The 17,138-nt window shown below is 63.7% G+C and carries 17 protein-coding genes and 1 pseudogene; 3 read left to right on the top strand and 15 right to left on the bottom strand.

Annotated features, from left to right (window positions below):
• Positions 1-2: 2 nt before the first annotated feature.
• From BGRAMDRAFT_RS26365 to BGRAMDRAFT_RS26315, 11 genes are all read right to left on the bottom strand, one after another.
• Positions 3-635: a sigma-E factor negative regulatory protein gene (locus tag BGRAMDRAFT_RS26365; protein WP_006051940.1), complete on the bottom strand. Its 633-nt coding sequence runs from the start codon at positions 633-635 to the stop codon at positions 3-5.
• 83 nt (positions 636-718) lie between these two features.
• Complete coding sequence (gene rpoE, locus BGRAMDRAFT_RS26360) at positions 719-1,318, bottom strand: RNA polymerase sigma factor RpoE (RefSeq protein ID WP_006051939.1); 600 nt, start codon at positions 1,316-1,318, stop codon at positions 719-721.
• 115 nt (positions 1,319-1,433) lie between these two features.
• Positions 1,434-1,817: a protein YgfX gene (locus BGRAMDRAFT_RS26355; protein ID WP_006051938.1), complete on the bottom strand. Its 384-nt coding sequence runs from the start codon at positions 1,815-1,817 to the stop codon at positions 1,434-1,436.
• A gap of 118 nt (positions 1,818-1,935) precedes the next feature.
• Positions 1,936-3,174: a beta-ketoacyl-ACP synthase II gene (gene fabF / locus BGRAMDRAFT_RS26350; RefSeq protein WP_029967791.1), complete on the bottom strand. Its 1,239-nt coding sequence runs from the start codon at positions 3,172-3,174 to the stop codon at positions 1,936-1,938.
• Positions 3,175-3,417: 243 nt separating this feature from the next.
• Complete coding sequence (gene acpP / locus BGRAMDRAFT_RS26345; RefSeq protein WP_004197638.1) at positions 3,418-3,657, bottom strand: acyl carrier protein; 240 nt, start codon at positions 3,655-3,657, stop codon at positions 3,418-3,420.
• A gap of 150 nt (positions 3,658-3,807) precedes the next feature.
• Positions 3,808-4,557, bottom strand: coding sequence for a 3-oxoacyl-ACP reductase FabG (gene fabG, locus BGRAMDRAFT_RS26340; RefSeq protein ID WP_006051936.1), 750 nt, complete (start codon positions 4,555-4,557; stop codon positions 3,808-3,810).
• Between the two features lie 73 nt (positions 4,558-4,630).
• Positions 4,631-5,566 (bottom strand): ACP S-malonyltransferase, encoded by a 936-nt coding sequence (gene fabD / locus BGRAMDRAFT_RS26335; protein WP_006051935.1) that lies wholly within the window; start codon positions 5,564-5,566, stop codon positions 4,631-4,633.
• Between the two features lie 103 nt (positions 5,567-5,669).
• Positions 5,670-6,659, bottom strand: a complete 990-nt coding sequence (locus BGRAMDRAFT_RS26330; RefSeq protein WP_006051934.1) for a beta-ketoacyl-ACP synthase III — start codon at positions 6,657-6,659, stop codon at positions 5,670-5,672.
• Entirely contained in the window at positions 6,659-7,765 is a 1,107-nt protein-coding gene (gene plsX / locus BGRAMDRAFT_RS26325) for a phosphate acyltransferase PlsX (protein WP_006051933.1), read from the bottom strand. Before plsX ends, BGRAMDRAFT_RS26330 begins: the two co-directional genes overlap by 1 nt.
• 124 nt (positions 7,766-7,889) lie before the next feature.
• Positions 7,890-8,069 (bottom strand): 50S ribosomal protein L32, encoded by a 180-nt coding sequence (rpmF, locus tag BGRAMDRAFT_RS26320; protein ID WP_006051932.1) that lies wholly within the window; start codon positions 8,067-8,069, stop codon positions 7,890-7,892.
• A gap of 102 nt (positions 8,070-8,171) precedes the next feature.
• A complete protein-coding gene (locus tag BGRAMDRAFT_RS26315) occupies positions 8,172-8,816 on the bottom strand; it encodes a DUF177 domain-containing protein (RefSeq protein ID WP_006051931.1) in 645 nt (214 codons plus the stop codon).
• 306 nt (positions 8,817-9,122) lie between these two features.
• Here BGRAMDRAFT_RS26315 and BGRAMDRAFT_RS26310 point away from each other — a divergent pair, with 306 nt between their 5' ends.
• Together BGRAMDRAFT_RS26310 and BGRAMDRAFT_RS26305 are read left to right on the top strand one after the other, a co-directional pair.
• Positions 9,123-9,740, top strand: a complete 618-nt coding sequence (locus BGRAMDRAFT_RS26310; protein ID WP_006051930.1) for a Maf-like protein — start codon at positions 9,123-9,125, stop codon at positions 9,738-9,740.
• Positions 9,737-10,456 carry an SAM-dependent methyltransferase gene (locus tag BGRAMDRAFT_RS26305; RefSeq protein ID WP_006051929.1) on the top strand — a complete coding sequence of 240 codons (720 nt, stop codon included), beginning with the start codon at positions 9,737-9,739 and terminating at the stop codon, positions 10,454-10,456. Before BGRAMDRAFT_RS26310 ends, BGRAMDRAFT_RS26305 begins: the two co-directional genes overlap by 4 nt.
• Positions 10,457-10,546: 90 nt before the next feature.
• Here the strand turns inward: BGRAMDRAFT_RS26305 and BGRAMDRAFT_RS26300 are convergent, their stop codons facing one another.
• From BGRAMDRAFT_RS26300 to BGRAMDRAFT_RS26285, 4 genes are read right to left on the bottom strand one after another with little or no spacing between them, the layout of a single operon-like run.
• Complete coding sequence (locus BGRAMDRAFT_RS26300; protein WP_006051928.1) at positions 10,547-11,542, bottom strand: S49 family peptidase; 996 nt, start codon at positions 11,540-11,542, stop codon at positions 10,547-10,549.
• 40 nt (positions 11,543-11,582) lie between these two features.
• On the bottom strand, positions 11,583-12,002 hold the full coding sequence (locus BGRAMDRAFT_RS26295) for a Rieske (2Fe-2S) protein (RefSeq protein WP_006051927.1): 420 nt from the start codon (positions 12,000-12,002) through the stop codon (positions 11,583-11,585).
• Positions 11,999-12,658, bottom strand: coding sequence for an HAD-IIIA family hydrolase (locus BGRAMDRAFT_RS26290; RefSeq protein ID WP_006051926.1), 660 nt, complete (start codon positions 12,656-12,658; stop codon positions 11,999-12,001). The genes BGRAMDRAFT_RS26295 and BGRAMDRAFT_RS26290 overlap by 4 nt, the downstream gene beginning before the upstream one ends.
• A complete protein-coding gene (locus BGRAMDRAFT_RS26285; RefSeq protein ID WP_006051925.1) occupies positions 12,651-13,688 on the bottom strand; it encodes an RluA family pseudouridine synthase in 1,038 nt (345 codons plus the stop codon). Before BGRAMDRAFT_RS26285 ends, BGRAMDRAFT_RS26290 begins: the two co-directional genes overlap by 8 nt.
• A 727-nt stretch (positions 13,689-14,415) precedes the next feature.
• Between BGRAMDRAFT_RS26285 and BGRAMDRAFT_RS26280 the strand changes: the two are divergent.
• A pseudogene (locus BGRAMDRAFT_RS26280) lies at positions 14,416-17,138 on the top strand (Rne/Rng family ribonuclease); the annotation flags it as partial.

The following is a 17,138-nucleotide window of genomic DNA, read 5'->3' as shown; positions in this document are numbered from 1 at the left end:
AACTATTGGCCTTGCGTGGAAACGGCGGCGGCGCGGATCAGCGGCATGGAACCCGGCATGACCGGTTGCTGCGCGAATTGCTGATGTGCTTCCAGATACTGGTCGAGACTCGCGTCGCGAATGATGTTGGCGTCTTGCGCGACCGGCATCACATTCGCCGAGGGCACGGACGCCATCGCGACCTTTTGCAGCGCATCGCCATGCGAGGACACCGAGGCGACCTGCGTCGCGCCGGGGCCGCCCGGCACGCCCTGCAGTTGCGGCACGACGATCCACGTCAGCGTGGCGGCCGCGGCAGCGACTGCGAAAGCCGGCACCACGCGGCGACGCAGCGCCAGCAGACGTCGCGTAACCGGCTGAGCGGATGGCGCGAGCAGATGCGGCTCGCTTTCGAAGCGCGCAGCGAATCCGCTCAGGAACGCGTTGCTAGCCGCAGAACCGACCGCCAGATCGTCGGAACGCAATGCGTCGCCGATCAGGTGATAGCTGGACCATGCGGCGCGATCTTCGCCGTCCAGCTCGGACACAAACTTGTCCACATTCAGATGCTCTTCACCGAACAGCTCGCCGTCGACAAAAGCTGACAGACGCTCGCCGCGCGAACTGGCTTGCGATTGCATCGAGACCGACCCCATGATGCTCCCCATCTTACGAAAACCCCGTAGTGACACCACTAATCCAGATATTGCACCCGAGCCCCGTTCGGCGCGCTAGTGACTTACCAGCGCTTGCCTTCAGGTGTGTCAAGCAACGGACGCAATTTTGCCGCAATGGCTTCGCGAGCGCGGAAAATTCGCGATCTGACGGTGCCGATTGGGCAGCCCATCATCTCAGCGATTTCCTCGTAGCTCAAACCTTCAATTTCACGAAGAGTAATGGCGGTACGCAGCTCTTCCGGTAAAACCGCCATCGCAGCATTGACCGTCTCAGCGATCTGCTTGCTCATCAACATCGACTCAGGCGTGTTGATATCCCTTAGTTGGTCGGCGTCCGAGAAAGTTTCAGCTTCTTCAGCATCTGCTTCGGTCGATGTGGGTGCGCGCCGGCCCTGGGTCGCAAGGTAGTTCTTCGCGGTGTTGACCGCAATCCGGTACAACCACGTATAAAACGCGGATTCCCCGCGAAATTGCGGCAACGCCCGGTACGCCTTGATGAAAGCGTCTTGTGCAACGTCTTCGACTTCGGCGGGATCGCGCACGAGGCGCGAAATCAGCCGGAGAATCTTGCGGTGGTATTTGGAGACCAGAAGCTCGAACGCGGCCTTGTCGCCCTTCTGGACGCGCTCGACCAGCACCTGATCAATTTCTTTTTCGCTCACCTGATAAATCCGTTAACTTGAGGGCGCATGACGGGGGCACCATTGTAGCGTCCCCCTCGGCGAGGCACGTTACGGAGGTCATGCCGCGCGGTAACAGCGGTTACAGTCGTAACAGTCACGCGCCGGCGCGGCGCCGGGCGCGCACCGCCAACTCGCGAAAGACCGCTGGCGGGACGGTGTCGGCGGGAACCAGCAGCGTTTGCCGGCCACCCTCGTCCGGCTTCAGGATGAGCACCAGCAAACGGTCGCCCCAGTGCGCGCAGCCCGCTATGCGGCCTTGTGCGAGCAGGATACCGGCCCGCCCCCACGCAGTGAGATTCTCGCGGCCGATCTGCAGAGCCACAGGTTGCGCCCGGTCGTGCCTCAGCGCGCAAAGCGCGAGAAGCGCGAACACGGCAAGCGTCAACGGAACCGCCTGCCACGCGCCGAGCCACGGCGACACGCAGCGATAAACCGCCGCCGACGCCGTCGCTACAAAAGCAGCCGACGCAACGCGCATCGCGAAAGAGCGCCGCAGCGCAATTCGCTGCGGCGCTCTTTCGGACATAGCCGTTGTTTCAGGGCAAAGCGCCGGCGAGGCCGGCGCCGTCGACTGGTGCGTCACCCGGCTACGAGTGTCAGGCGCGTTTGAACACGAGCGTGCCGTTCGTGCCGCCGAACCCGAACGAGTTCTTCAGCGCGACGTCGATCTTCATCTCCCGCGCGGTATTGGCGCAGTAGTCCAGGTCGCACTCGGGGTCCTGGTTGAAGATGTTGATCGTGGGCGGCGACACCTGATGATGCACGGCGAGCACAGTGAACACGGACTCGAGACCGCCGGCGCCGCCGAGCAGGTGACCCGTCATCGACTTCGTCGAATTCACGACGATGTTCCTGGCGTGGTCGCCGAATGCGCGCTTGATGCCGGTGGTTTCAGCCAGGTCGCCGAGCGGCGTGGACGTGCCATGCGCGTTCAGGTAATTCACCTGGTCCGCGTTGATGGCCGCGTTCTTCATGGCCGCGAGCATGCAGCGGCGTGCGCCGTCGCCGTCTTCAAGCGGTGCGGTCATGTGATACGCGTCGCCGCTCATCCCATAGCCGCCGACTTCCGCGTAGATCTTCGCGCCGCGCGCCTTCGCGTGCTCGTACTCTTCCAGCACCATCACGCCGGCGCCTTCACCGAGCACGAAACCGTCGCGGTCCTTGTCCCACGGACGGCTCGCCGTTGCCGGATCGTCATTGCGCTGCGACAGCGCGCGCGCCGCCGCGAAGCCGCCGATACCGAGCGGCGACACGGTCGATTCAGCGCCGCCCGCGATCATCACGTCGGCGTCGCCGTATTCGATCAGGCGCGAAGCCTCACCGATACAGTGCAGACCCGTCGTACACGCGGTGACGATCGCCAGATTCGGACCCTTGATGCCGAACTTGATCGACAGATGACCCGAGATCATGTTGATGATCGACGCCGGCACGAAGAACGGCGAAATGCGGCGCGGGCCGCGATTGAGCAATTCGGTTTGCGTGACTTCGATCATCGGCAGACCGCCGATGCCCGAGCCGACCACGACGCCGATACGCTCCGAATTCTCGTCGGTGACTTCCAGGCCGCTGTCCTGCATCGCCTGGATGCCGGCAGCCACGCCGTAATGGATGAACGTGTCCATGTGGCGCGCTTCCTTACCGGGGATGTAGTCCTCGATATTGAAGCCCTTCACCTCGCCGGCGAAACGAGTCGAGAAGTTCGTAGCGTCAAACTTCGTGATATTGGCAATACCCGACTTGCCGGCGACCAGATTGGCCCAGCCGTCGGCAACATTATTGCCAACAGGCGAAATCAGCCCCAGGCCTGTAACAACAACACGACGGCGGCTCACGGTAACCCCTTTTTCATAGATGACAAAAGCAAAAGCCACAGCGGCCACAGGAACCTGCCCTGTGTACCCTGTGGCTGTTAAGTCGGCAATCGCGCGGAAACTTGCGCTGTCAACATCGCTGGCTCCTGCATGGCAACTCTTGCGACAAGCGGCGTGGCAAAACACGCCAGCCCCAATAGCGTCGGCAACCGACGCGGCAGGGCGTCATGCGCCGCGAACGCAGAAACGCAGGCGCGAATGACCTTAGGCCTTGACGTTTGCGCGAGCGTAGTCGATCGCTTGCTGAACGGTGGTGATCTTCTCGGCTTCTTCATCCGGAATTTCCATGCCGAATTCGTCTTCGAGGGCCATCACGAGTTCAACCGTGTCCAGCGAGTCGGCGCCGAGGTCGTTCACGAACGAAGCTTCGTTCTTGATTTCAGCTTCGGCCACGCCCAGTTGTTCTGCGACGATCTTCTTGACGCGCTGTTCGATATTGTCCATTACCCCTCCAAGGGAAAGAAGTTCAAAAATACAGGTGCGCGCATTTTATCAGGTTTGACCCGGCAAAAAAGCGGCGCATCAGGTTGCTGTCAAGGCATGCGCCTTACGCATTCGCAAACGCATCAAGGCGCGGATAGTAACCGAATTTGGTTACGACATGTACATTCCGCCGTTCACATGCATCGTCGTGCCGGTGATGTAACCGGCTTGCGGCGACGCGAGGAATGCGACAGCGTGCGCGATGTCTTCCGGGCTGCCGAGACGGCCCAGCGGAATCTGCGTTTTCAGCGCGGTTTGCTGCTCTTCGGGCAACGTGCGCGTCATGTCGGTATCGATGAAGCCAGGCGCCACGCAATTCACCGTGATGCCGCGGCTGCCGATCTCGCGTGCGAGCGCGCGCGTCATACCCGCCACGCCCGCTTTCGCCGCGGCGTAATTGATCTGCCCAGGGTTGCCCGCCGAACCGACCACCGACGTGATGTTGATGATGCGGCCGCCCTTCGCCTTCATCATCGGACGCAGCACCGCGCGCGACAGACGGAACACCGACTTCAGATTGGTGTCGATCACCGCGTCCCAGTCGTCGTCTTTCATGCGCATGGCGAGTTGATCCTGCGTGATGCCGGCGTTGTTCACGAGCACGCTGAGCGTGCCGAATTCCTTCACCGTGCCGTCGATCAGCGCTTCCGCAGCCGCTGCGTCGTTCACGTCGAGCACCGCGCCGCGGCCGCTCACGCCGGCTGCATTGAACGCTTCGCTGATGGCCGCCGCGCCGCTTTCGCTGGTCGCCGTGCCGATCACGGTGGCGCCCTGGCGCGCGAGTTCCATGGCGATGGCGCGGCCGATGCCGCGCGAGGCGCCCGTTACGATTGCGATGTGCTTGTCGAGATTCTTTTCCATCTGTCGATCCGAATGCCCTTCGCAGGGCTGATTGATTGCCGATACGAGTTGCCGCGTCTGTGCGGCGTCGCGCTTAGCCTGCTGTCACGAGCTTGAGCGTTCCCTCGAGCGAGGCCGGATCGAACACCGAAGCGCCGACCAGATTGCCGTCGATGCGCTTCGTCAGGCCCGCAAGGACCTTGCCCGGCCCGCATTCGACGACGTGCGTGACGCCTTGCGCGGCCATTGCCTGCACGCTCTCGACCCAGCGCACCGCACCGGCCGCCTGACGCACCAGCGCGTCTTTGATCTGCGCCGGCTCGTTGACGATCGCGACGTCGACATTGTTGATGACGGGGATCGACGGCACCTTCACGTCGACGCTCGCCAGGTACTCGCGCAGTTGATCCGAAGCGGGCTTGAGCAACGACGAGTGGAACGGCGCAGACACCGGCAGCGGCAACGCGCGCTTCGCGCCCTTCGCTTTCGCCACTTCGCACGCTTTCTCGACAGCAGCCTTGTGCCCCGCGATCACGACTTGCGCCGGCGCATTGAAATTGACCGCTTCGACGACGCCTGCAACCGACGCTTCCGCGCACACCGCGCGCACCGTGTCGTCGTCGAGACCGAGAATCGCGGCCATGCCGCCTTCGCCGACGGGCACTGCCGTTTGCATGGCCTGCGCGCGAAAGCGCACCAGCGGCACGGCATCGCGAAATGCGATCGCACCGGCCGCGACGAGCGCCGTGTATTCGCCGAGGCTATGACCCGCGACGATCGCGGGCGCCGGGCCGCCCGCCTGCTGCCACGCGCGATAGATCGCGTAGGCCGCGGTGAGCATGACCGGCTGTGTGTTGGTGGTGAGATTCAGATCTTCGGCGGGACCTTCGGCGATCAGCTTGCCGAGGTCCTGACTGAGCGCGTCGGAGGCTTCCTGAACCGTCTCGCGCACAATGGCGTGATCGGCAAACGCGTTGAGCATGCCGACCGATTGCGAACCCTGTCCGGGAAAAACGAACGCAAATTTCATATCGTCCCCAAAAACGATTTAGTCAGATGTAGGCGCGCGGCTTCAAAGCGCGCGGACGCGGCGCAAGGCGCCCTGAAAGGCGCCGCCGGAAGTCGGCCCGTTATCAGTAGCGGATGACCGACGCGCCCCACGTGAAGCCGCCGCCGACGCCTTCGATCAGCACGTTCTGGCCGCGCTTGATGCGGCCGTCGCGCACCGCGACGTCGAGCGCGAGCGGAATGGACGCCGCCGACGTATTGCCGTGCTCGCCCACCGTGACGACCATGCGTTCCTGCGGCAAGCCGAGCTTGCGGCAAGTGCTTTGCATGATGCGGATATTGGCCTGATGCGGAATCAGCCAGTCGATCTGATCGGCCGACAGGTTCGCTTTCTCGAGCGCCTCGACCGCGACCTTTTCCAGCACGTTGACGGCGAGCTTGAAGACCGCTTGCCCGTCCATGTGCAGGAAGGCGCTGCCCGCCACCACGCCGCCGTTCACGTTGCCCGGCGTGCAGAGAATGCCCGAATGGCTGCCGTCCGCGTGCAAAGCGCTGGCCAACACACCCGGCTCAGCCGATGCCTGCAGGATCACCGCGCCCGCGCCGTCGCCGAACAGCACGCAGGTCGTGCGGTCGTTGAAATCGAGAATGCGCGAGAACGTCTCCGCGCCGACCACCAGCGCCGTGCGATGCTGGCCGCCGCGAATCAGGCTGTCCGCCATTGCCACTGCGTAGGCGAAGCCCGAGCAGACGGCCTGCACGTCGAAAGCCGCGCCGTGATTCTTGATGCCGAGCTTGTTCTGCAACAGGCACGCCGTGCTCGGAAACACGAAGTCAGGCGTGGAAGTCGCGACGATGATCAGGTCGATGGCTTGCGGGTCGATGTCCGCCGCTTCGATCGCGCGCTGCGACGCGAACTGCGCGAGGTCGCTCGTGGTGACGTCCGGATCGGCGAAATGGCGCGCATGGATGCCCGTGCGGGCCACAATCCATTCGTCGCTCGTCTCGACGCCCTGCTTCGCGAGACGCTCGGCGAGGTCCTGATTGGTGACGCGCGCGGGCGGCAGATAGCTGCCGGTGCCGAGGACGCGGGAATAAATTGTCGATTGAGCCATTATGCCTTCGAGGATTGCGCAGCGTAGGGCTCGGCCGGCTGGCCTGCGATGGGGCTTGCGTGGCCCGCACCGCTTGCGTCGCGCGCCGCCTGTTCAAGAGAACCCGCGTTCTCTTCCATCGCTTGCGCAAGGCGCTCCAGCACGCCGTTTTTGACGGCATCATACCCGCGTTTGATAGCCCACTCAAACGCGTAGGCGTCTGCCGAACCGTGGCTTTTGATCACCAGTCCGCGCAGGCCGAGCAGCGCGGCACCATTGTATTGCCGATGATCGACGCGCTTCTTGAAACGCATCAACACGGGCAATGCGAGCACCGCCATGACTCGCGTGAGCCACGAACGGCCGAACTCTTCCTTGATGATATTCGACAGCATCTGCGCGAGGCCTTCGGACGTCTTGAGCGCCACGTTGCCGACGAACCCGTCGCACACGATCACGTCGACCGTGCCTTTGAAGATGTCGTTGCCTTCCACGTTGCCGTGGAAGTTCAGTGTACTCGCGCGCAGCAGTTCACCGGCACGCTTGATGGTGTCGTTGCCCTTGATGACTTCTTCGCCGATATTCAGAAGGCCGATGGTGGGCCGCTCGCGGCCTTCGAGCGCGGACACGAGCGCGTGCCCCATCTCCGCGAATTGCAGCAGATGCTGCGGTTCGCAGTCGACGTTGGCGCCCAGGTCGAGCATCATCGTGTAGCCGTTGGGGTTCGGCAAGGCGGACGCAATCGCCGGGCGCTCGATGCCCGACAGCGTTTTCAGCACATAGCGCGACACCGCCATCAGCGCGCCGGTGTTGCCGGCGGAGACGCAGGCTTGCGCCTCGCCTTCCTTGACGCGATTCAGCGCCACGCGCATGGACGAATCTTTTTTCTTGCGCAGCGCGACTTCGACCGGATCGTCCATCGCGACGATCTCGGAAGCGGAAACGACCGTCAACGCCGACAGGTCCTGAGCCTTCAACTTCTTCAGCTGCGCACGAATCGCACTTTCAATGCCGACGAGCAGCAACTGCGCGTCGGGATGCGAGCGAACGAAGTTGACGGCAGCGGGAACGGTCACGGACGGGCCGTGGTCGCCTCCCATGCAATCTATCGTGAGCTTTACTGTCATGGAGTGCGGCGAATTTCAGACATAAAAAAGCGGCAATTGAATGCCGCCTTTTTGCCGAGCCGGGAAAATGTCAAGCGAGCTGATCGCCACGCGAAACGCCAGTGGGCGCAACGCAGTGAAACGATTAGTCGTTCTTCGTCTTGACGACTTTCTTGCCGCGATAGTAGCCGTTCGGGCTAACGTGGTGACGCAGATGCACTTCGCCCGTGCTCGGTTCCACGGCCAGCGGCGCTGCCGTCAGGAAATCGTGCGAACGGTGCATGCCGCGCTTCGACGGCGACTTCTTGTTTTGTTGAACTGCCATGACTAACTCCTAAAAATTTTCCGAATTCTAACACAGCCCGACACGGTGTCCGCCACTGGCCGAATGGCCTATGCGCCCCGCTTCGCGCTCCTATGCAACTGTTCAGTGCTTCTTGTCGCCCGGCTCACCGCGCTTGAGACTTTCGAGCGCCGCGAACGGATTCGGCCGCTCGGGCTCTTCGCCCTCGCCAGCTTCGTCCAGCGCGGCTTCGTCGCCCGCGCCCTCGGCACCGGCCGCACCAGAGACGAGACTCTCGTGCACCTCGGGACAAACCTCGTGCTTGGGCACAAGCGGCAAGGAAAGCAGCAACTCTTCCTCGATCAGGTCGATGAGATCGAACTGGCGCGAGCCCACGATCACTTCGACTTCATCTTCGTCGAGCGGAAACTCTTCGGCTTCCCCCTCAGTGCTGACGATCCGGTAGGTCGCGTCGACATTGAAGGCCTGCGAGTACGGGGTCATGCACCGCTGACATTCGAGCCATGCCGCGCCGTGAATCGCCAGCCTCAAATACGGCTGGGGACCCTCGGTGCCGTCGTCCTGCAATTCCGGCTGCGTCGACCCTTCGGCTTGCCAGGTGAACCCGGTATCGCGGTCTGGCGCTTCTGCCGGGACTTCGTTTAACATGCGCGGCAGTTGCGAGACGCGCACGACACCCGCGGCCTGCCGGCCGCTCCGCGCAAATTCGAACAGATCGAGTTCATGCGGGTCGGACAGACCTGCAGGTTTGCCAGGATGTTGAGTCATGTGCGCTCCTGCGTCGGCAAAGGTTTCGCCGCTTTTTGCTGTTGGTCGACGTTTGTTTGTTTCGCGCCGCCAAATCGCGGGGTAAATCAGTTGCGAGAATGCCCGCGTAACTTCGGCAATGTGCCCGGCAGTTCTTGATTTGCTCTCGACCTGCTTCAGCACGCACCGAGCCCGCCTGACGCAAGCATACCGATGAAAAGCCCAAAATCATATCCGTTTTGTCTTTTCGAGTCAAACACTTAAGCCCGTACCGGCGTGGCCTTCGCGCAACCCTGTATGCCCCGCCCTTCAAGCCGTTGATCGACCATGCCAGATTCCCCCAAAAGCCCGCCACGCCTGATTCTGGCGTCGAGTTCGCCGTATCGCCGCGAGTTGCTCGAACGCCTGCGCGTTCCATTCGACGTGGCCGTGCCCGCGATCGACGAAACGCCGCATGCCGGTGAAACGCCCGAGGCCACCGCTTTGCGGCTCGCCGAGGCTAAAGCACGCGCCGTGGCCCGGTCATTTGCGCCGGATCAGGCGGTGCTGGTGATCGGCTCGGACCAGGTCGCCACTTACGACGGCCTGCAAATCGGCAAGCCCGGCACGCACGACAAGGCGCTCGCCCAATTGCAGGCGATGCGCGGCCGCGAGGTCCTGTTCCATAGCGCGCTGTGCCTGTTCGACAGCCGCTCGGGGGCCGCACAGACCGTCGACGTCGTCACTCGCGTGCAGTTTCGCGACCTGCCGGATGCGGCGCTCGAAGCCTATCTGCGCGCCGAAACGCCGTATGACGTCGCCGGCAGCGCGAAGTCCGAGGGGCTCGGCATTGCGCTGCTCGAAGCAATCCATTCCGACGATCCGACCGCACTCATCGGCCTGCCGCTGATCGCGCTGTCGGGCATGCTGTTGACGGCGGGCTATCCGCTATTGGGGGCGCGATGAGCGGCACGCTCTATCTGATCCCGAACACGCTAGGCGAAGGCGACGCGGATGCGCTCGGCGCTGTCCTGCCAGCTCCGGTGCGCGCCCGCGCCGCGGCGCTGCAGTATTACATCGGCGAAAACGCGAAGACGACGCGCGCGTTCCTGAAGAAAGTGGGCACCGAGCGGCCGATTCAGGACATCGAGATCCGCGAACTGAACGTCAACACGCCGGCCGGCGAAATCGACAAACTGCTCGCGCCGCTACTCGCCGGCACCGACGCGGGCCTCGTCTCCGAAGCGGGCTGCCCGGCGGTAGCGGACCCCGGCGCGCTGCTGGTGCGTCGGGCGCACGAGCGCGGTGTGAAGGTGGTGCCGCTCGTCGGGCCTAGCTCGATTTTGCTGGCGCTGATGGCTTCGGGGCTCAATGGACAAAGCTTTGCATTCCACGGCTATTTGCCGGTCGATGCGGCAGAGCGGGCAAAACGTCTGCGCGATCTTGAAATGCAATCGCGCAAGGGCAAGCAGACGCAGATTTTTATCGAGACGCCGTACCGCAACCGGGCGCTGCTCGACACATTGCTCGCCACCTGCGCGCCGTCGACGCTGGTTTGCGTCGCAGTCGACCTGACGCTGGACACCGAAACCATCCGCAGCCACACGGTGGCGGACTGGAAGAAGAAACCGGCGCTCGACTTGCACAAGCGCCCCGCCATTTTTCTGATATTGGCGGCGTGAGATGAGGGTGGCTGAAGTGTGAAGACGGGGACCGCGCGGCTAGTCCCGGCGCGCGGCACGAGCCCCACAAGCCTTTCCGGCCGCCTCCCCTCAGCGCAAACCCAGCTTCCCGCCAAGCGCCAACGCGTGCACCGCGCCATTGCCCACGGCCGCGCCGAATTTACGCGCGACGCGGTCGGTAATGCTTTCCTTGACCGTGTAATCGACGATATCCGGCGCCTTGATGATTTCGCGCGCCACGTAGTTCGCGTCGCCAAAACCATCGGCGAGACCGAGTTCGACACTCTTCTGGCCCGTCCAGAAGAGGCCGGAGAACATATCCGGCGTCTCATGCAGACGCTTGCCGCGGCCCTGACGCACTGCTTCGATGAACTGTGCGTGGATCTGGTCGAGCATTTCCTGCGCGTGCTGGTCCATCTTCGGCGTTTCGGGCGAGAACGGATCGTAAAAACCCTTGTTCTCACCCGAGGTGTGCAGCCTGCGCTGAATGCCGAGCTTGTCCATCAGCCCGGTGAAACCGAAGCTGTCCATCAGCACGCCGATCGAGCCGACGATGCTCGCCTTGTCGACATAAATCTTGTCCCCCGCCGCCGCGGCGTAGTACCCGCCCGACGCGCACATGTCGCCGACCACCACATAAAGCGGAATTGACGGATGTTTCGCGCGCAAACGCCGCATCTGGTCGTAGATAATGCCCGCCTGAACCGGGCTGCCGCCGGGGCTGTCGCAGCGGAGAATGACGCCCGCCGTGCCGGAGTCTTCGAACGCGCTTTCCAGCGCGGCGCTGATATCTTCGGCGTTCGCACGCGTATTCGCCGATATTTCGCCTTCGAGCGCTATCAACGCCGTGTGACGGCCGGAAGCCGCCAGCTTGTCGCCGGAAAAATCGAACACGGTCCAGACGACGAAAGCCACCAGGGCCAGGAAAAGCAGACGGAAAAAGATTTTCCAGCGGCGCGCGGCCCGTTGTTCATTGACAGCGGCAAGCGCGATGCGCTCGAGCGCCGCGCGCTCCCAGCCGGGTTCGGCGTTAGCGCGGCCGTTCGTGGACGGCTCTCTGGTTTCAGGCGTCAAGTTGTCGGACATTCAGGCTTTTCAGTAAGGGAGAAAGACGGGGCGACGCCGATCAGGACTCGATGGGCCGCAGTTCGCCGTCGGGAAGCCAGAAAACGGCGCGGCCTTCCGGGGTATCGCGTTCGTCGACCTGGAGCGCTCGCAGCCGCCCGCCGCGGCACGGACCGCCTACGCATTTGCCGGTGTCCGGCGCGTAAATTGCCCCGTGGGTGGCGCACATCAAGTATAAACCCGACGATTCGAAGAACTGGCCCTCTGCCCAGTCCAGCTCCATCGGCACGTGCGCGCAGCGGTTCAGATAGCCGTAGGCGCGACCGTCGTAGCGGACGAAAAACACCACGACTTCTTCGGCGCCGACTCGCGCGGCACGCCGAACGCCGCTGCCGCCGTCGACCAACTCCTCCGACCGGCACACGCGCACGGCCTGCGCCGCCTCCGTTGCCCGCCCGCCGGGCTCTTCCGCCGAACTCATGCGTTGTCCTTCAGCCAGCCCGACAGCGCGCTGATGCTCGACGCCATATATTTCGGCGACAGCGCGCTCAGCGAGTCCGCCGGATGCGCGCCGTAGGTCACGCCGATACCCGCGACGCCCGCGTTGATCGCCATCTGCAGATCATGTGTCGTGTCGCCGACCATGACCGTGCGCACCGGGTCCTGCCCCAGTTCACGCGTCAGCTCGTGCAACATGGCCGGATGCGGCTTGGAGAAGGTTTCGTCCGCGCAGCGCGTACCGTCGAACAGGCTCGTGAGCCGCACCTGATCGAGCGCACGATTCAGGCCGACGCGGCTCTTGCCGGTCGCGACCGCCAGCAGATAACCCTGATCGCGCAGCTCCTGGAGCATCTCGCGCACGCCGGCGAACAACTCCGTCGTCTGATCCTTTACCAGATAGTGAAACCGGTAGCGCTCGGCGAGCCGCGGGTAGTCGGCCGGATCGAGCGTGGGCGCGGCGATCTGCAGCGCGTCGCGCAAGCCGAGGCCGATCACATAGCTCGCCGCTTCGTCCGCGGGCACGGGCAAACCGAGATCGCGGCACGCCGCCTGAATGCTGCGCGTGATGTGCGCAGTCGAATCCATCAGCGTCCCGTCCCAGTCGAAGACGATCAGGTCAAATTGCTCTCTAGCCATGCGGTGCCGTCTCCGGGTATGACCCATTTCGTAATTCGTTGAGCTGCGCGATGAAATTGCGGCACTCGGCCGGCAATGGCGCCTCCAGTTGCAGCGGCGCGCCGGTGGCCGGATGCGTGAGCTTCAGGCGGTAAGCGTGCAGGAACATGCGCTTGAGCCCCGGCTTCGCGTTCGAGCGGGCGAGCGCCTTGTTCAGCGCAAAGTCGCCGTATTTTGCATCGCCGACGATCGGCAGCTCCAGATGCTGCAAATGCACGCGTATCTGATGGGTGCGGCCCGTCTTCAGCTCCGCCTCCAGCAGCGCGTAGTCCGGCCAGCGGTCGATCAGGTTGAACACCGTGTGCGACGCCAGACCGTCGGCCTGCACGCGCACGCGCCGCTCGCCGTCCGCGGTCAGATACTTGTGCAACGGCTCCTTCACCGCCCGACGGCGGCCCCAGTCGCTCGCCCATTCGCCGTGGACGCACGCATAGTACCGCTTGTCCATTCGGTTCTCGCGGATCTGGTCGTGCAGATTGACGAGCGCCGAACGCTTCTTGGCGAGCATGAGGATGCCGGACGTCTCGCGATCCAGCCGATGCACGAGCTCGAGGAACTTCGCCTGCGGGCGCGACTGGCGCATCTGCTCGATGACGCCAAAGGCGACGCCGCTTCCGCCGTGCACCGCGACGCCGGCCGGTTTGTCGATGACAAGAAGATGCTCGTCTTCGAAAATGATCCTGAATTCGGCGCTCGGAACCGGCGCCGACGGCACCGTTTCGTCATGTTGCGCGACGCGGATGGGCGGCACGCGCACCAGATCGCCGAGTTCAAGCCGGTACTGCGCGTCGATCCGGCCCTTGTTGACGCGCACTTCCCCGCTGCGCAGGATGCGGTAAATATGGCTTTTCGGCACGCCTTTGCAGACGCGTAACAAAAAGTTGTCGATGCGCTGTCCGGCCGCACTGTCGTCGATCTCGATGACGGAGACCTGGTCGCTCGCGACCGCGCTTGTTACCGATTTCTGGGATATTTTGCCTAACTCTTTCATTCTGAATATAATTTGCCCAGCAGTCTGCGGCGGCCGGCGCAGTGTCCGGAATTCGGGCGGACTGCGCAGGTGCAAGCGTAAATCGTTATTTTACTTGTGCCGGGGGCTGGTTGCTCGCCCTGAAAATGAGATGCAACAAGTTGCACGCACGAAGTCAGTACCCGGCAGGGACGGCGCCCACAGGCGCGTTCGGTCAAGGTCGGCTTCGACGGTAACGGAATTTTGGTAAAAAAGAATTTAACTTCCAGCTTCGGTATCGGGCGGCGTTACGCCCGGCTGTACGAAGCTGCAGGTTGCGAAAATACGGCGTGCGCCCGTGGCGTCTTGTAGAAAGTGCAAGACTTGGCGACGTCAAAATGAGGCGAGACACCCCCAGCAGGAAAAGACGCGCCTCTTGCGCGAACTTCCCGTTGCGGCATGACCGCAGCCTTCGACCCTCCGGTCCCGCGCCCAGTCGGCGCGCCGGCGAGGGGGACGTGGGTTTATGAAGGTCTGCCGGCAGAACCCGCGGCGTGTCGGGTCGTTATTTGAAGCCGTGTTCGCATGTGCCCTGCGGCACCGCGCTCCTTTGTTTGTGGAGCCGGGCCCTCTCAGGCAATTCTCCCGCCATTCTTCCCGCTCCAGCGTGCTTGTGAAAACACAATAAGGCGCGGCATGCCGCTGCCTCCCGCTCTCGCGCCTGACAACCGCGGAGCGGAGGCCGGCCGAGCCGCTCTGGAGCCGTTCAATGAAACGCATGTTGTTCAATGCGACGCAGCAGGAAGAACTGCGCGTCGCCATCGTCGATGGGCAAAAACTCATCGACATCGACATCGAAACCGCCGGGCGCGAACAGCGCAAAGGCAACATTTACAAGGGCATCATCACCCGCATCGAGCCGTCGCTCGAAGCCTGTTTCGTCAACTACGGCGAAGACCGCCACGGTTTCCTGCCGTTCAAGGAAGTCGCCCGCCAGTATTTCCGCGACGGCGTCGACATGCGCTCCGCCCGCATCCAGGACGCGCTCAAGGAAGGTCAGGAACTGATCGTTCAGGTCGAAAAAGAAGAGCGCGGCAACAAGGGCGCGGCCCTGACCACGTTCATCTCGCTCGCCGGCCGTTATCTGGTGCTGATGCCGAATAACCCGCGCGGCGGCGGCGTGTCGCGCCGGATCGAAGGCGACGACCGTCAGGAACTGCGCGAAACCATGGCGCAGCTGCAATTGCCGGAAGGCATGAGCATCATCGCGCGCACGGCCGGCATTGGCCGCAGCGCCGAAGAACTGCAGTGGGACCTGAACTACCTGATGCAGCTGTGGCGCGCGATCGAAGCCGCGTCGCAAAGCGGTTCGGCCGGCCAGCCGATGCTGATTTACCTCGAATCGAGCCTCGTGATTCGCGCGATTCGCGACTATTTCCAGCCGGATATCGGCGAAATTCTGATCGACACCACCGAAATCCATGACCAGGCGCGCGCCTTCATGGACATCGTGATGCCGGACAACGTCAGCAAGGTGAAGCGCTACCACGACGACGTGCCGCTGTTCTCGCGCTTCCAGATCGAGCATCAGATCGAAACGGCGTACTCGCGCACGGTGCCGCTGCCGTCGGGCGGCGCGATCGTGATCGACCACACGGAAGCACTCGTCGCCATCGACGTGAACTCGGCCCGCGCCACCAAGGGCGCCGACATCGAGGAAACAGCCGCGCGCACGAACCTCGAAGCCGCCGACGAAGTCGCGCGCCAGTTGCGTCTGCGCGACCTGGGCGGCCTGATCGTGATCGACTTCATCGACATGGAGTCGGCCAAGAGCCAGCGCGAAGTCGAACAGCGCCTGAAAGACGCGCTCAAGCACGACCGCGCGCGCGTCCAGATGGGCAAGATTTCGCGCTTCGGCCTGATGGAACTGTCGCGTCAGCGTCTGCGTCCGGCGCTGTCGGAAGGCAGCCACGTGACCTGCCCGCGCTGTAACGGCACGGGTCACATCCGCGATACCGAATCGTCCGCGCTGCAAGTGCTGCGGATCATTCAGGAAGAAGCGATGAAGGAAAACACCGCGGCGATCCATTGCCAGGTGCCGGTCGAGGTGACCGCCTTCCTGCTGAACGAAAAACGCTCGGAAATCAACAAGATCGAGTCGCGCTTCAAGGTCAACGTCGTGCTGGTGCCGAACAAGCATCTGGACACGCCGCATTACAAGCTGGAACGCCTGCGTCACGACGACGCCCGCCTCGACGAGCCGCGCGCGTCCTGGAAGATGGCCGAGGAAGCGGCTCGCGAGCTCGAGTCGGAAACCGGCTACAGCAAGCGCACCGAGGAAGTGAAGCCGAAGCAGGAAGCGGCGGTCAAGGGCATCACGCCTGAGAAGCCGGCGCCGAGCGCGCCGGTTCGTCCGGTCGCGGCACCGGCTCCGGTTGCGGTGACGCAGGCGAGCGGCGGCTTCATCGGCTGGTTGAAGAATTTGTTCGGCGTACAGCCGGCGGCGCCGGCACCGGTTGCGCCGGCTACGACAGAAAAGCAGGCCCGTCCGCAGCGCGGCGAACGGACGGAGCGCGGTGAGCGTACCGGCGAGCGCGGCGGCGACCGTAACCGCAATCGCCGTGGCGGCGCGGGCGGCCGTGACGTGGCAGCGCGTGGTGAAGGTGCAAACGGCGGCCGTCAGGGCCAGCAGCCGTCGCAGCGTCGTGAGGAACGCGAACCGCGTGAAGGACGCGAGGGACGCGAGGTCCGGGAACCACGCGAAGGCCGTGAACCGCGCGAGGCACGGGAAGCACGCGAACCGCGTGGCAACCGCGAACCGCGTGAGAACCGTGAGCCGCGCGAAGCACGCGAAGGCCGTGAAGGCCGTGAAGGCCGCGACCGCGACACCCGCGGCGCCGACCGTGCGGAAGCAGTCGAAAGCACCCCGCGTGGCGAACGCCAGGAACGCGGCGAGCGTCGTGAACGTGGCGAACGTGCTGAGCGCGGCGAGCGTCGCAAGCCGCAGACGGAAACCGCGGACGCGTTGACGCAAGCCGATACCCAGATCGCAGAGGACGTGGCGCAAAACCAGGCCGCCCTCACTGAAAACGTTGCGCCGGTCGATCAGGAAGCGGTGGCGCGTGAGGGCGAAGAGCGTCGTCGTCGCCGTCGCGGCCGTCGTGGCGGTCGTCGCGAGCGTGAGGAAGACGTCAACGGCAATCTGGCTGCGGACGTCGCGGAAGCGGAAGGCGACAACGCCAACGTGAGCGAGGACGCACCTGTGCGCGTCGCCCAGCAGCCGGTGGAACGCAAGCCGGAAGCGAACGAAGCGAATGAAGTGGCGCCGGTGGAAGTCGTCGTTGCGGCTGTCGCGACCGAAAAGGCTGTCGTCAGCGAACTGCACGCGGCCACGGAAACGCCGGCCCTCGCCGCCGAAAAGGCTGCGAAGACCGAAACGATCGTGCCGGTCGCTGAACTGCCCGGCTGCTCCGGCTGCCGTCGAACCGGTTG

The sequence above is a fragment of the Paraburkholderia graminis C4D1M genome, assembly GCF_000172415.1.
Classification (GTDB): Bacteria; Pseudomonadota; Gammaproteobacteria; order Burkholderiales; family Burkholderiaceae; genus Paraburkholderia; species Paraburkholderia graminis.
This window is presented reverse-complemented; position numbering and strand designations above follow the sequence as displayed.